Source organism: Cytobacillus gottheilii, assembly GCF_001636345.1.
GTDB lineage: Bacteria > Bacillota > Bacilli > Bacillales > Cytobacillaceae > Cytobacillus > Cytobacillus gottheilii.
In genome coordinates this window covers 3316626-3330270 of the sequence record NZ_KV440945.1, presented here as the reverse complement: position 1 = coordinate 3330270, position 13645 = coordinate 3316626, and the positions used below count along the sequence as shown (strand labels likewise).

Genomic DNA, 13645 nt, shown 5'->3' with positions numbered 1-13645 from the left:
AATCTATAGGTGCCTATAAGTTTAAATTACATGAAGCCATAAAAAGAAAACACCTCTTTAGAGATGCTTTCTTTTTTATCAATCTATTTATTGTGCAACTAAAACAGAGCATGGTGCATTTTTTAATATTTTTTCACTTGTGCTGCCAACAAATAATTTTTTTAATCCGCTTTTTTGAGAACTTCCAGTTAAAATGAGATCTGCATTTTTTTCAGCTGCAAATTCGCAAACGCTTTCTGCAGGGTCTCCGCTTAACACTTCATAGTCTGTTTTGGCATGAAGACCAGCTGTGATTTGTTTCGCGTTAAAGAGGGCCTGATCTGCACTATTGCTGACTTGGGCATGGGTGTTGGGATAAATATCTTCATATCGATCCTCTGCAGGTGGAATAGGCATGCCTTCTAAACCAAATCCGTTTGCCCGGAGCGGCTGATAACCAGGCTGTGAATCTAAAGTTGTATTTGCTACCTTTTCTTCGAAAACGTGAGCAATATATAATGAACATTCAGGATTGCCTTTTACAAGATTACTTGCCATTTTCAGTGCATTTTGGCTTGCAGTTGAATCGTCATATGCGACTACTATACAGTTTAATTGTTCATTCATGGCCATCACCTTCCTTAGCAATTTTAATAAGAATTAAATCTGGATTGAGTTATAAGATGTATTGCTTTTGAGAGAATGTTTACTGTGGGACTGCTGACAGATGTCTGCTATGCTTTGCAGGTGTTTTTCTGAACTGCTGCCCTCCACAATAATTTTTACAATACTTCCAGGAGTGACGGTTAATAAGAAAGATACCAGTTTAGGCAGGTTTTTAACCTGAGTCAGTTTATTTCCGCTATATAAGAATGCTGAGCCATTGAAGCTTTTGCTTTTTTGATATAGATCTAAAATTGTTTTCATAGATAATTTGTTTTTTATGATTACTGATGCTGATTCGATTTTATTCATGATAAAAACTCCTTTTAATGATGTAATATCTGATCACTTTGCTTTGTTATCTGAAAAATACCCGTGGAAAAAACAAAGTAAACCGTTCAAAGGAAAATGTGATAATAGGACTAAAATCGTTACATTAGTCCTAAATTGTACGACAATACTGTTTTTTTGTTACAGAGCTAGGTGGATTTCTACTTTAAGGCAAGCGTTTTCCTGCCGGTGTATCGCACTAATTCATTTATGTCAGCAGACATAGTGTCATGGAAAAAATCATCTCAGGAAAAATGTAAAAATAAAAATGAACTTTTGTCCGACTTATTCGTCATATAGATAGAGTGAAGCAGAAGCGGGGGATTTGGATGGAAGATAAGGTATTAATAAGAAAAGCTAAAAGAGGTGACCAGCAATCCCTGGCAGTGCTGCTGCATACACATTATCCTTTCCTTTTTAAATATTGCATCAAGCTTACAATGAACAAGTATACAGCCGAAGACCTAACACAAGAAACAATGGCAAAGGCGATCGAGAAGATTTCCTTATATAAAGGTGAAGCAAAGTTTTCTTCATGGCTGATTACAATTGCTACAAATGTATATGTAGATAGCAAACGGAAAAACAGCCGATATCAGTTATGGAGACAGGAACAGATCCATCAACGCCAAATGAGATGGCAGATCGAATACCATAATGAAGACTGGAATGATACGATGCAGGTACTTGGCACTCTTTCAGATAACATGAGAATACCGATCATATTAAAGCATTATTACGGCTATTCTTACGCTGATATTGCTGAGATGATGAATAAATCCGAAGGGACCATAAAATCAAGGGTACACAATGGGATCGAAGCGATCAGAAAGGAGCTGAAGGCAGATGGAAGAGAATCAAAATAGGCAAGATGTGGACCTGAAAAGAATAGAAGAAGAGCTTGTTCGCGGTCTGAGCGGATTAGATAATAGTGTTGAGGAAGAAAGCAGGGGTTTAGATTGGTTTGAACGGTATACTGCGCATCAAATACAGCATATTAAGAAAAAGCAGCATCGGGACAATTGGCTCTTTGCCTTCATAGGATTAACCGTTCTTTGCTTCGTCCTATTCACGCTGTATAGCAGTCCAAAGATTTTTATTCTGATTCAAATAGCTGTTTTCCTGCTCATACTGATCTATGGCACCTTGTCTAGTTCCCGGAAAAGGGGGAGACAGTTATGAATACCGAGGTTGAACATTCTCTACCCGTTATTATCTGTGCGGCAGTCATATTGATTTGTCAAAGCGTCTTTTTGTTTAGAGATGCAAGAAAAAACGGACATAATTATTGGTTTTGGGGAGTTATCGGCATGATTCAAGCTCCAGTTCCATTGCTGGTATATATATTTTTTATTAAAAAGCAATGGAGGAAGGACGATAAAAGGTAAAGGAAATGGTGCCTATGCAGAGAATGAAACAATGGCTTTTATGGTTAGCACTCTTAGGACAATTGGTTTGTTTTGTTATGTTATTTATTCATATTTGGACTGCCATTATTTTTTATATCCTATACTTTGCTGCTGTCATTATATTAATAATCGTTTTAATAGCAGAGCGTAAAAAAGAAAAAGAGGAGGACGATCAAAATGATTATCACAACTACTGATACAGTACCAGGCAAGGTCATTAAAGAATGGAAAGGGTTTGTCAGAGGAGGTACCATTCAGTCAAAACATATCGGAAAAGACATTCTTGCAGGATTAAAGACGATTGTTGGCGGTGAGATTTCGGAGTACACTGAGATGATGGAGGAAGCGCGTCAAAAAGCAATTGGACGAATGGTGGAAGATGCGAGGAGCAAAGGTGCAAATGCGATCATTGGTATGCGTCTGCAGACAGCGGGGGTTATGCAAAATGCTGCCGAAATCATTGCTTATGGAACGGCGGTATATGTGGAAGAAGGGTAATACTCTAAAAAGTGTAAATACGGACTTCTGACTGTTGACAATTATCAGAAAAAAATGGTAATCTTCAAGAGCACTAATATTTTTACAAAAAAGGAGGAGAGAACAATGAAAATGAAAAGACTAGTATATAAATCCAACTTCATACATTGTTCATATCCGAATTTCGCGTAAACTTCTGGCAATTATACGTGAGGTATGAGCAAATCGCTATACCTCCTAAGATGAGATGCATGCTCTTTTTGGGTATGCATCTTTATTTTTGCCTAAATTTAGTGACTCGAAATAAAAGGAGCTGGCGGATGATGATTTGGAACAGACAAACCCAACTGAATTTTAAAAAGGTGTTGCTGGATGGAGGGTAGCTTCGGCTTACTGAAAGAGAAAGCAGGTGTAAATTATGTTTGATGTATTAGGAAAGCTAGGCTGGTTTTTTAAACAGTATTGGAAGCAATATACAATAGCAATTGTATTGCTGATCATTGCAAGTGTCTTAGAGGTCATTCCTCCCTTTTTGCTGGGAGAAATTATTGATCAGATTACGTCTGGAGAATTTACCAGAGCAAATCTAATGCAGTATGTTTATATTTTTATTGGCATTATTATAGGCGGATATATTTTAAACTTTATTTGGCAATACCGTTTATTTCGCGGTGCTATTGATTTAGAAAAGATTATGCGCCGAAAGCTGATGCTTCAGTTTTTGAAGATGACACCTACATTTTATGAAAAAAACCGGACTGGTGACTTAATGGCCCGGGCAACGAATGATTTAAATGCTGTTTCTCTGACAGCTGGCTTCGGTATTATGACATTAATTGACTCGACTCTTTACATGGGAGCCATTATTTGTGCAATGGGTTTCTTAATTTCATGGAAGCTGACTTTTTTCGCGATGCTGCCTGTCCCGATTATGGCGGTACTTATTCAGTATCTTGGAAAGCTTGTACACGAGAGGTATATGCTTGCTCAGGATTCGTTTGGTGTGCTAAATGACAATGTTCTTGAATCTGTTGCAGGTGTCCGGGTTGTACGCGCATATGTGCAGGAAAAGAAGGATGAAAAGAACTTCGCTGACATGTCGGAGGATGTATACCAAAAGAATATGGATACTGTGAAAATCAATGCACTTTTTAATCCAATAACGAAAATTGGAACGGGTATCAGTTATGTTGTGGCGATTGGTTATGGAGCTGTTCTCGTATCAGCAGGAGAGCTTACAGTCGGCCAGCTTGTTACATTCAATGTTTACTTAGGAATCGTTGTTTGGCCCATTTTTGCCATTGGAGAACTGATTAATGTCATGCAGCAGGGAAATGCATCGCTTGATCGTGTGCAAGAAACGTTGAATTATCAGGCAGATGTTCGTGATAGCGTATCTCCGATTGCTGTGAAAAGCCCTGATTCAATTGGTTTTACATCATTAATGTTCCAGTATCCAACAAGTCAGGTGAAAAACCTGCAGGAAATCTCATTAGCCTTGAAGAAGGGTGAAACACTTGGAATTGTTGGCAAAACAGGTGCTGGAAAAACAACTTTTTTAAGACAATTGCTCCGTGAATATCCAATTGGAGAAGGCAGACTAAGTATTAACAATGTGGATATAGCTTCACAAACGAAAGATCAAATCCTGGATTGGATCGGCTATGTGCCGCAGGATCATGTTTTATTTTCAAGGACGATTAGAGAAAATATCCTTTTTGGAAAAGAAAATGCTTCTGAAGAGGAAATTAATAAGGCGATTCACCTTGCTCACTTTACTAAGGATTTAGAAAATCTGCCTGATGGATTAAATACCCTTGTAGGAGAAAAAGGTGTCTCTTTATCTGGTGGTCAAAAGCAGCGTGTTTCCATCGCACGCGCATTAATAAAAGATCCAGAAATTTTGATCCTTGATGATTCGTTATCTGCAGTGGATGCAAAGACAGAGACGAGTATTATCAAAAATATACAGAGCGAACGAAGTGATAAAACAACGATTATCACCACACATCGTCTCTCCGGAATACAGCATGCAGATTTAATCATTGTTTTGGATAACGGGCAAGTTATTGAACAAGGTACACATGAAGAGCTCCTGCAGCAAAAAGGCTGGTACAAAGAGCAATATGACCGCCAGCAGCTAGAAGGAGGCGAGGCATAAAATGAGCACAGGTAAACAATTATTTCAATATGCCATGTATTTTAAGAAACCGATTTTTTTAGGATTGTTTTTCTTATCGATCGCAGTTTTGACAGAGCTTGCAGGTCCGTTTATAGCTAAATATATTATTGATGAGCATATGGTAGTGGGGGATCTGCAAATTGAACCGATTGCTTGGCTGCTGTCCTTATATTTTGTATTAGCACTGGCAACAGCACTGCTCAGATATTTTATGTATATTTATCTTCAGATGGGCGCTAATAGGATTATTCAAAAATTGCGCAAAGACGTTTTTGGACACATCCAAAAGCTGCCGATTCAATATTTTGATCATCTTCCCGCTGGAAAGGTGGTTGCACGTGTTACGAATGATACGGAAGCAATTCGAAATTTATATGTTCAGGTGCTATCCAATTTTGCAACTAGTGCAATATCGATTTTGGGCGTGTATGCAGCGTTATTCATACTGAACTGGAAAATGGCTTCCATATCTTTGGTCATGATCCCGATTGTTTATTTATGGATGATTCTTTATCGCAAATATGCAGCTGAATATAATGATATCATTCGGACAAAAATTGCTGATTTGAACGCCATGATTAATGAATCGATACAAGGAATGACGATTATTCAGGCTTTTCGCCGCGAAAAACAAATGACAAAAGAATTTGATGAGATGAATGAATCTCATTATGAAAATCAGCGAAAGCTGCTGTTTTTAGATTCAGCTACTTCATTTAATCTAGTGAATACGATCCGTCTGATTATGTTTATGATTTTTATTATCTACTTTGGCACACAGTCTTTTACAGCTGGGGAGGTTGCATCGGCCGGAACCTTGTATGCCTTTGTTGACTATTTAACTCGACTATTTAATCCTATAACAAATGTCGTTAACCAGTTTTCACAGCTTGAACGGTCATTAGTAGCCGGGAACCGTGTGTTTGAAGTTTTGCAGCTTACTGGAGAAAATGTGTCAGAAAAGAATATTCCTCGATACGACGGCCATGTCGTTTTTGAGCATGTTTCTTTTGCTTATAAAGCTGACAACTACGTTTTGAAGGATTTATCGTTTGAAGCGAAAAAAGGAGAAACAATTGCACTTGTGGGTCATACAGGCTCAGGAAAAAGTTCAATTATGAACCTGCTATTCAGATTTTATGATCCATCAAAAGGGAAGATCATGATCGATGGGATAGATATTACGTCCATGCCAAGACAATCCATCCGCAAACATATGGGGATTGTGCTACAGGATCCATACCTTTTTACAGGAACCATTGCTTCTAATGTCAATCTTAATGATCCGACGATTTCAAGAGAAAAAGTAGAAGCTTCATTAAAAGCAGTTGGTGCCGATCGTGTGCTGGGACACTTGGAAAAAGGCATTGATGAACCGGTTATTGAAAAAGGAAGCACGTTATCGTCCGGTCAGCGGCAGCTCATCTCATTTGCAAGAGCATTGGCCTTTGATCCAGCTATTCTTATTTTAGATGAAGCAACCTCCAATATTGATACAGAGACAGAAGAAATCATTCAGCATGCTATGGATGTCTTAAAGCAAGGACGTACGACATTTATCATTGCACATCGTCTGTCAACGATCAAAAATGCAGACCGAATAATTGTGCTCGAAAAAGGTGTCATTAAAGAACAAGGTACTCATGACGAGCTTTTAGAGAGTGGCGGCATTTATCAGCAAATGTACGAAATGCAGGCAAAATCATTATATAAGGAATCTGCTCTCGGCATTCGTTCATAAAATGTTCAAATAAAGGACACAGAATCGTACTGACATGTATGAAAATCCCCTTCTAATGCGTGGTATGTTAAAAAGGAAGATTCCTTTTAAAGGGGGATAACATAAATGGAAGACTTTTCAATTACACTAGCAATAGCAAGCATTATGATACTTGGTTATTTTATTGGCTATGCTATTGCGAAAGCATAACTGTCTGCGGGGTTTCCGTGAGGCAGTTTTTTTTATGGGTTATGGGTTATGGGGACAGGTTCCTTGATCCATGTGGGATCTAAGGGACAGGTTTCCTGACCCATAACTAATTTAAACACCACCTTTTTTCATTTTAACTGGCAAATATGTTTATAAACGTTTAAATATGGGGGAAATGAATATATTAGGGTAGTAGAAATTTAAGGAGGGACAAAGGAAACATGAGTGAATATAGAATTGAAAGAGATACACTTGGAGAGATCAATGTTCCAGCGGATAAATATTGGGGTGCCCAAACGCAGAGGAGCAAGGAGAATTTTAATATCGGCATTGAAAAAATGCCATTGGAACTAATCTATGCTTTCGCGGTTTTAAAGAGATCAGCTGCAATCGTGAATGAAAGATTAAGCGGATTGTCAAAAGCAAAGAGTTCGGCCATTGTAAAAGCTTGTGATGAAATCCTGGAAGGAAAATGGGATACGCATTTTCCTTTATCAGTATGGCAAACAGGAAGTGGAACACAAACGAATATGAATATGAATGAAGTAATTGCGAAAAGGGGAAATGAAATTTTAGAAGCAGAGAAAAGTGATGAGCACATTCATCCGAATGATGATGTCAATATGTCACAAAGCTCGAATGATACTTTTCCGACGGCTATGCATATTGCTGCATACAAAGGGCTTTCAGAAAATCTCCTGCCTGCTTTGCACGATCTTAAACAAACCATCAAATTAAAAGAAGAAGCATATCAATCGATCGTTAAAATTGGGCGCACACATTTGCAGGATGCGACACCACTCACATTAGGACAAGAAATCAGCGGCTGGCGCTGCAGTCTTGAGAAAAATCAGCACATGATTTCAGATGCTTTAAAATACTTACAAGACCTTGCGATTGGCGGGACTGCTGTAGGAACGGGAATTAATGCACATAAACAATTTGGAGAAGAAACAGCCAAAGAAATTTCCAGTTTTACTGGTTATCCTTTTAAATCCTCTGATAATAAATTCCAGGCTTTGACGAGTCATAGTGAAACGGTGCAGGCTCATGGCACACTAAAGGCACTGGCGGCTGATCTTATGAAAATAGCCAATGATGTTAGGTGGCTGTCAAGTGGACCGCGCAGCGGAATTGGTGAATTATCCATCCCTGCCAATGAACCTGGCAGCTCCATCATGCCAGGGAAAGTAAACCCGACACAGAGTGAGGCATTGACGATGATCGCCAGTCAGATCTTTGGAAACGATGCAACCATTGGTTTTGCTGCGAGTCAGGGGAATTTTGAATTGAATGTTTTTAAGCCGGTAATCATTTATAACTTTATTCAATCCGTCACTCTTTTAGCGGACGGAATGACCTCTTTTAACAAAAATTGCATGGTCGGCTTGGAAGCAAATGTTGAAATGATTCAAGAGCATGTCCAGAATTCACTTATGCTTGTCACAGCATTAAATCCTCATATTGGATATGAAAAAGCAGCGGAGATTGCGAAGCTGGCATTTAATGAAGGGACTACGTTACGGGAAGCTGCACTAAAAACGGGTTATGTTAATACAGCAGAATTTAACCAATGGGTTGATCCGCAAAAAATGGTTTAATATTGGAAATGGCCCCCTTTATAAGGGGGCCAAGCCATAATATTAAATTTTTTACAAAATGTAAATGATATTAGAATGAACCGCCGCCAAGTTGTTGTTCAGCCATTTGCACAAGGCGTTTAGTGATTTCACCGCCGACAGATCCGTTAGCGCGTGAAGTTGTTTCAGCACCTAAGTTTACACCGAATTCTGAAGCGATTTCGTACTTCATTTGGTCAAGTGCTTGAGATACTCCTGGTACTAAAAGTTGGTTTGAGGAATTGCTTCTGCTTGATGTTTGGTTTGTCATTTTTGATTCATCTCCTCATGAATTTTTTTGTTTGATGGTTGGGTTAGCTGGACTTGCACCAGCGCAAGATCTCTTGCTCCATCTAGTGGGTTAACCCATCGGTATAAGTTGCTGCGGTGTGTGTGACCCGCTGTTTGTACTAACTATTATGTTTGATTCTGAGAAGTTTATGCGAAATAAATACAGTAATTTTTTCCATCTGAAAAAACGTACTTTTTACATAACCTATCATTACCTATAACGTTAGAGAGGATGGGAACAATGGGAGTCTGTTCAATATGTAATGGTTTTAGAGAGCTTCATGAATTATGTAATAAATGCGGCAAAGAGATGAATGATCATGGCAAGATTATGGATTATTATGATGACTATAGTGCGTACATGCCGACAGATCTTATGAAAATGGAGGATGGCTACCAAAATGATTATAGAGATCAATTGTGTCCGCATTTGCTGACATGTAATCATTGCGGAAGTGAAAGCGTGAAGCTTTTGGAGGAATAAATTGAGAGCTCAGAGAGGGGATAGGTGGGTCATACATTGAGCTGCTGTAAATGGAAAAGGAAATAAGGCGTATGAATTTCTCATACCCCTCATTAGCTTGGTGTGGATATTGTCATAAAGGAAATAGTCGCGAACTAAGCATATCATGCCACTGGTTTCTATTATCTGGAAAATACTGTCGTGTTTATGCGTTTATCAGGCCACGAATTACCGTTATCTGGATAATACTGTCGTGATTAAGCGTTTATCAGGCCGCGAATTACCGTTATCTGGATAATACTGTCGTGATTAAGCGTTTGTCACGCCACGAATTACCGTTATCTGGATAATACTGTCGTGATTAAGCGTTATCAGGCCACGAATTACCGTTATCTGGATAATACTGTCGTGATTAAGCGTTTATTACGCCCCTAATTACCTTTCTCTGGAAAATGTTGTCGTGATTAAGCGTTTATCACGCCCCTAATTACCGTTATCTGGAAAATACTGTCGTGATTAAGCGTTTATCACGCCCCTAATTACCTTTCTCTGGATAATGCTGTCGTGATTAAGCGTTTATTACGCCCCTAATTACCTTTATTTGGATAACGCTGTCTACTTACGCATATATCATCCACAATTCCCCTTTATCTGGTTTCCGCGGCCGCATTCCAAATCACAACACCCCCATATTTATCAGCAGGTTAAATTCTATTAATTAGCCATTTGCTCTCCTAATCATATCAATCCACTGCGGTGCCTCAACCCCCGGGTTATCTAATGGAAATTCGATCGCTGTATACGCTGGAAAATGGAGTTTTAAATGTTCAAGATCCACCGGTTTATTAACCCAGCCTTCATTCGTTTTTGCTGCAGTTTTTAAATGAAGATATTCGATCCAGGTGCTTAGTTCCTGATGGGCAGCACTCCAGTTTTCATCTTGTACAGTCCAGTTGCCAACGTCAAAAGTCATCCGGATAGACGTTTCTTCTTGCCATTGAAAAAAAGACAAGATCGAATTCAGCGTTCCTCCATAAGGAGTTTGATCATTTTCTACTAACACCTTGATTGAACTTGGCAGATTTGATGCGATCCATTCTTTAAACCCTTTTGCATCAGCATGTTTTGCGTCAAATTTTCCTAGTGAAAACTTTATGTGAGTTGCATTTAGAAATTCTGCTTCTTTTAATGCACGTATCGCATCCGGATTTAGAGAGAAAGGGTCTTGCCATAACTCTACTGGAACAGAATAAATGACAGCATCAAAAACCGCCATACCAATCTCCTGTTTAAATAACCTTAAATCCTCCGAGATATTCTCCAGTCGCTCCCGGCGAATTTCAATGCCATCAGCACCAAATTCCTTTATCATAGCCACTTGTTCTTCTATTGAAAGTTGTTTAGTAAAAATGAGTGTTGGCAGAATTACTTTTGTCACGATCGAACCTCCCAGGCAATTTAACAACTAAATCGATTTAGTTGATTCATCATAACATGGATGTAAACGCTTATCTATAATTGTGTGACGGTTTTGAAAATAAAAATACTATTTTTAAATTACGGGTTGTAAAACGCTTACATTTATTTTATAATTTCACTAAACCGATTTAGTAAACCGATTTAATTTTCATATAGCTAGGAGAAACGGAATGAAGAAAGTTACAATTGCAGATGTTGCAAAGCATGCAGGTGTTTCAAAAAGCACGGTATCTCAATATTTAAATCAGCGTTTTGATTATATGAGAGAAGATACAAAAATCCGTATTGAAGAAACGATTAATGAACTCGGCTATAGACCCAATATTTTAGCAAGAAGTTTAAAACAAAAATCGACTACCACGATTGGTGTGATCGTCGCGAACATCTTGCATGTTTTTTCAACACAGGTAATACGGGCAATTGAAGATGTTTGCAATGAGAAGGATTTTCACGTAATTATTTGCAATGCAGATGATCAGCCGGAAAAAGAAAAGAAGTATATTGATATGTTAAGAGCCAAGCAAGTTGATGGCCTCATATTGTTTCCAACCGGGAAGAATATTGAGCAATATCAAGAGTTAATCTCTGAGAACTATCCTGTAGTATTTATTGATCGCCTGATTAATGGACTGCAGACAGATACTGTATTGCTTGATAACGAGAAAGCCTCTTTTCTGGCAGTAGATTCATTCGTAAAGCATGGCTATTCAAAAATTGCCGTTTTATCTCCGCCAATAGAGCCAGGCGTTACACCAAGGGTGGAGCGATTGAGCGGATATAAGAAAGCGTTAGAGCACCATCAGCTTTCCATTCGGGAAGAATTTATTGTGAGTGGAAAGACGACAGACATGCAGAGTCTAATACACCATTTATTTCAGCTCAGTGAACCGCCAAAAGCAATTTTGGCGACAAATGACCGCAGTTTAATGGAGCTTCTGTCTTATGTGAAGAAAAATAAGCTAAGTATACCTGAAGACATCGGGCTGATTGGAATAGATGATGTTTCTTTTGCAGATATCTACAATCCAGGTCTGACGACAGTGGCTCAGCCTGCTTTTGAAATGGGAGAGAAGGCTGCAGAGCTTTTATTTAAAAGGATTCAGCAAAAAGAAGAGCCAAATCAAGCAGAAATTTATCGTTTTGAACCAACGTTAATAGAAAGAGAATCATTATAAATTTTAGAGGTGAACATGATGAAAAGAATCATTGATACGATTGCTGGTGAAATTTCTGGCGTATTAGCACAGATTGACGAAAAGGAAGCAACACAGTTGGCAGATGTTCTGCAAAACGCAAAGAGAATTTTTATTGCGGGCACAGGTCGTTCGGGGCTGGTCGGGAAAGTATTTGCCATGAGGCTCATGCATAGCGAATACCCTGTTTACGTAGTCGGTGAAACCATTACACCAAGTATTGAAACAGGAGATGTGCTGCTGACGATTTCCGGTTCCGGGAGCACCGGCACATTAGTGCAATATGCTAAAAAAGCAAGAGAAATTGATGCAAAAGTAGCGTTAGTAACGACGAACAAAGATTCGGTTATTGGAGAATTCAGCGAGTGTACAGTTGTGATTCCTGCTGCAACAAAAAAACGTCTTGCCACAGAGCCAGAGACGATTCAGCCGCTTGGAAGTCAATTCGATCAGGCAGCACATCTGCTTTTAGATGCGATTGTGGTTTATCTGCTTGAGCAGCAGCCTGAGGGAAAAAGCCATAAAAGTCTAAATCAGAAACATGCAAATTTAGAATAGTTTGGTAAAACAATGACGACAAGGGGGAAAGAAACATGCTGAAACACAAATTTACTTTTCTATTACTTATTAGTATGACCATTGGTATTTTGGCTGCATGCAGCAGCAATGAAGTTGATGGCGATGGAGACGGCAAAATAAAAATTATCGCTGCTCATAATCAAACCTCTCCAGATAATCCTTATCAGGTTGGAATGCTAAAGTTTAAAGAAGTAGCTGAACGTGAATCAAACGGAAGTATAGAAGTTGAAGTCCATGCTGGGACAATTGGGACAGAAGAATCACAGCTGGTTGAGAAGCTTCAGTTAGGTGCGGCGGATGTGGTTCTTGTTTCTCCTGGATTTATGACTCAAACCGGAATTAGGGAAGTTGATTTATTCTCTGCTCCATATCTGTTTACCAGTTATGATCATTGGCTAAATGTCGTGGATGGTGAGATTGGAAAAGAGATGGGAGATATTATCAATGAAAAATCCAATAATTCTTTTAAACTGTTAGGCTATTGGTCTGCTGGTGTCCGTCATTATTATGGCAAGAAACCGCTTAACGCTTTAGAAGACCTTCAAGGTGTTTCAATAAGAACGCAAACGTCTGGTGTTGTTTCTGATTTCTGGGAAGCAACTGGAGCCATTCCATCAGGGATCTCTTGGGGAGAACTATATCAAGGATTACAGCAGGATGTTGTTGATTCATCTGAAAACGCTTACCCGTTTTTTGTGCAGCAATCTCACCATACGACACCAAACGGAAAGTATATCACGGAAACAGGTCATGACTATACAACTAGGTTTCTATTAATCAATGGGGAGAAATTTGATCAATATTCAGAAGAACAACAAGAAATTCTTTTAAAAGCAGCGGAAGAATCGGTGAAAGCTGAGCGTGATGCAACAAATGCCCAAGATGTAGAGTATAAGGAAAAAGCTATTGATGAAGGTGCGACTGTTAACGAAATAGATACACAGCCTTTTATTGATATCGCACGACCCATTCTAGAAGATTTTGCAAAGGAAATTGAAGTAGAAGAGCTGCTGCAGAAAATTGTTGACCTGGAATAATCCAAAGGGGGGAT

16 protein-coding genes are annotated in these 13645 nt (G+C 38.9%); 12 read left to right on the top strand and 4 right to left on the bottom strand.

Annotation, left to right across the window (positions count from 1 at the left end):
* Nucleotides 1–87 precede the first annotated feature (87 nt).
* Complete coding sequence (locus A6754_RS16060) at nt 88–606, bottom strand: universal stress protein (RefSeq protein ID WP_066447963.1); 519 nt, start codon at nt 604–606, stop codon at nt 88–90.
* A 33-nt stretch (nt 607–639) separates the two neighbouring features.
* Nucleotides 640–954, bottom strand: a complete 315-nt coding sequence (locus tag A6754_RS16055) for a hypothetical protein (protein ID WP_066447960.1) — start codon at nt 952–954, stop codon at nt 640–642.
* A 347-nt stretch (nt 955–1301) separates the two neighbouring features.
* On the opposite strand from A6754_RS16055, the gene sigY reads away from it, so the two are divergent.
* From sigY to fumC, 8 genes are all read left to right on the top strand, one after another.
* Nucleotides 1302–1838, top strand: a complete 537-nt coding sequence (gene sigY, locus A6754_RS16050; RefSeq protein WP_066447957.1) for an RNA polymerase sigma factor SigY — start codon at nt 1302–1304, stop codon at nt 1836–1838.
* A complete protein-coding gene (locus A6754_RS16045; protein WP_066447954.1) occupies nt 1819–2154 on the top strand; it encodes a YxlC family protein in 336 nt (111 codons plus the stop codon). Before sigY ends, A6754_RS16045 begins: the two co-directional genes overlap by 20 nt.
* A complete protein-coding gene (locus A6754_RS16040) occupies nt 2151–2360 on the top strand; it encodes a sigma-Y antisigma factor component (RefSeq protein WP_066447950.1) in 210 nt (69 codons plus the stop codon). Before A6754_RS16045 ends, A6754_RS16040 begins: the two co-directional genes overlap by 4 nt.
* Before the next feature lie 14 nt (nt 2361–2374).
* Nucleotides 2375–2578 (top strand): hypothetical protein, encoded by a 204-nt coding sequence (locus tag A6754_RS16035; RefSeq protein ID WP_066451670.1) that lies wholly within the window; start codon nt 2375–2377, stop codon nt 2576–2578.
* Nucleotides 2559–2879, top strand: a complete 321-nt coding sequence (locus tag A6754_RS16030) for a YbjQ family protein (RefSeq protein WP_066447948.1) — start codon at nt 2559–2561, stop codon at nt 2877–2879. The genes A6754_RS16035 and A6754_RS16030 overlap by 20 nt, the downstream gene beginning before the upstream one ends.
* Before the next feature lie 397 nt (nt 2880–3276).
* Nucleotides 3277–5019: an ABC transporter ATP-binding protein gene (locus A6754_RS16025; RefSeq protein ID WP_066447946.1), complete on the top strand. Its 1743-nt coding sequence runs from the start codon at nt 3277–3279 to the stop codon at nt 5017–5019.
* 1 nt (nt 5020) lies between these two features.
* Nucleotides 5021–6781, top strand: coding sequence for an ABC transporter ATP-binding protein (locus A6754_RS16020; protein ID WP_066447941.1), 1761 nt, complete (start codon nt 5021–5023; stop codon nt 6779–6781).
* Nucleotides 6782–7191: 410 nt separating this feature from the next.
* Nucleotides 7192–8571, top strand: coding sequence for a class II fumarate hydratase (gene fumC / locus A6754_RS16015; RefSeq protein ID WP_066447939.1), 1380 nt, complete (start codon nt 7192–7194; stop codon nt 8569–8571).
* Nucleotides 8572–8641: 70 nt separating this feature from the next.
* On the opposite strand, the gene A6754_RS16010 is transcribed toward fumC, so the two are convergent.
* The gene (locus tag A6754_RS16010; RefSeq protein WP_066447930.1) at nt 8642–8860 is read right to left on the bottom strand and encodes an alpha/beta-type small acid-soluble spore protein; all 219 of its coding nucleotides are present in this window, start codon (nt 8858–8860) and stop codon (nt 8642–8644) included.
* 261 nt (nt 8861–9121) lie between these two features.
* Between A6754_RS16010 and A6754_RS16005 the strand changes: the two genes are divergently transcribed.
* Complete coding sequence (locus A6754_RS16005) at nt 9122–9364, top strand: hypothetical protein (protein ID WP_066447926.1); 243 nt, start codon at nt 9122–9124, stop codon at nt 9362–9364.
* Nucleotides 9365–10061: 697 nt separating this feature from the next.
* On the opposite strand, the gene A6754_RS16000 is transcribed toward A6754_RS16005, so the two are convergent.
* Nucleotides 10062–10781 carry a sugar phosphate isomerase/epimerase family protein gene (locus A6754_RS16000; protein WP_066447925.1) on the bottom strand — a complete coding sequence of 240 codons (720 nt, stop codon included), beginning with the start codon at nt 10779–10781 and terminating at the stop codon, nt 10062–10064.
* 211 nt (nt 10782–10992) lie between these two features.
* Between A6754_RS16000 and A6754_RS15995 the strand changes: the two genes are divergently transcribed.
* Genes A6754_RS15995 through A6754_RS15985 form a run of 3 tightly spaced genes read left to right on the top strand, consistent with a single transcriptional unit; the run spans nt 10993 to nt 13631 of the window.
* Nucleotides 10993–11997: a LacI family DNA-binding transcriptional regulator gene (locus tag A6754_RS15995; protein ID WP_066447922.1), complete on the top strand. Its 1005-nt coding sequence runs from the start codon at nt 10993–10995 to the stop codon at nt 11995–11997.
* Between the two features lie 15 nt (nt 11998–12012).
* Nucleotides 12013–12573 carry a 6-phospho-3-hexuloisomerase gene (gene hxlB, locus A6754_RS15990; protein WP_306806927.1) on the top strand — a complete coding sequence of 187 codons (561 nt, stop codon included), beginning with the start codon at nt 12013–12015 and terminating at the stop codon, nt 12571–12573.
* Nucleotides 12574–12608: 35 nt separating this feature from the next.
* A complete protein-coding gene (locus A6754_RS15985) occupies nt 12609–13631 on the top strand; it encodes a TRAP transporter substrate-binding protein (RefSeq protein ID WP_066447916.1) in 1023 nt (340 codons plus the stop codon).
* The last annotated feature ends 14 nt before the right edge of the window (nt 13632–13645 follow it).

Bases quoted from the DNA above. Each gene is read 5' to 3' on its own strand.
- A6754_RS16060 (WP_066447963.1), bottom strand. From the start codon at position 606: ATGAATGAACAATTAAACTGTATAGTAGTCGCATATGACGATTCAACT.
- A6754_RS16055 (WP_066447960.1), bottom strand. From the start codon at position 954: ATGAATAAAATCGAATCAGCATCAGTAATCATAAAAAACAAATTATCT.
- sigY (WP_066447957.1), top strand. From the start codon at position 1,302: ATGGAAGATAAGGTATTAATAAGAAAAGCTAAAAGAGGTGACCAGCAA.
- A6754_RS16045 (WP_066447954.1), top strand. From the start codon at position 1,819: ATGGAAGAGAATCAAAATAGGCAAGATGTGGACCTGAAAAGAATAGAA.
- A6754_RS16040 (WP_066447950.1), top strand. From the start codon at position 2,151: ATGAATACCGAGGTTGAACATTCTCTACCCGTTATTATCTGTGCGGCA.
- A6754_RS16035 (WP_066451670.1), top strand. From the start codon at position 2,375: ATGCAGAGAATGAAACAATGGCTTTTATGGTTAGCACTCTTAGGACAA.
- A6754_RS16030 (WP_066447948.1), top strand. From the start codon at position 2,559: ATGATTATCACAACTACTGATACAGTACCAGGCAAGGTCATTAAAGAA.
- A6754_RS16025 (WP_066447946.1), top strand. From the start codon at position 3,277: ATGTTTGATGTATTAGGAAAGCTAGGCTGGTTTTTTAAACAGTATTGG.
- A6754_RS16020 (WP_066447941.1), top strand. From the start codon at position 5,021: ATGAGCACAGGTAAACAATTATTTCAATATGCCATGTATTTTAAGAAA.
- fumC (WP_066447939.1), top strand. From the start codon at position 7,192: ATGAGTGAATATAGAATTGAAAGAGATACACTTGGAGAGATCAATGTT.
- A6754_RS16010 (WP_066447930.1), bottom strand. From the start codon at position 8,860: ATGACAAACCAAACATCAAGCAGAAGCAATTCCTCAAACCAACTTTTA.
- A6754_RS16005 (WP_066447926.1), top strand. From the start codon at position 9,122: ATGGGAGTCTGTTCAATATGTAATGGTTTTAGAGAGCTTCATGAATTA.
- A6754_RS15995 (WP_066447922.1), top strand. From the start codon at position 10,993: ATGAAGAAAGTTACAATTGCAGATGTTGCAAAGCATGCAGGTGTTTCA.
- hxlB (WP_306806927.1), top strand. From the start codon at position 12,013: ATGATGAAAAGAATCATTGATACGATTGCTGGTGAAATTTCTGGCGTA.
- A6754_RS15985 (WP_066447916.1), top strand. From the start codon at position 12,609: ATGCTGAAACACAAATTTACTTTTCTATTACTTATTAGTATGACCATT.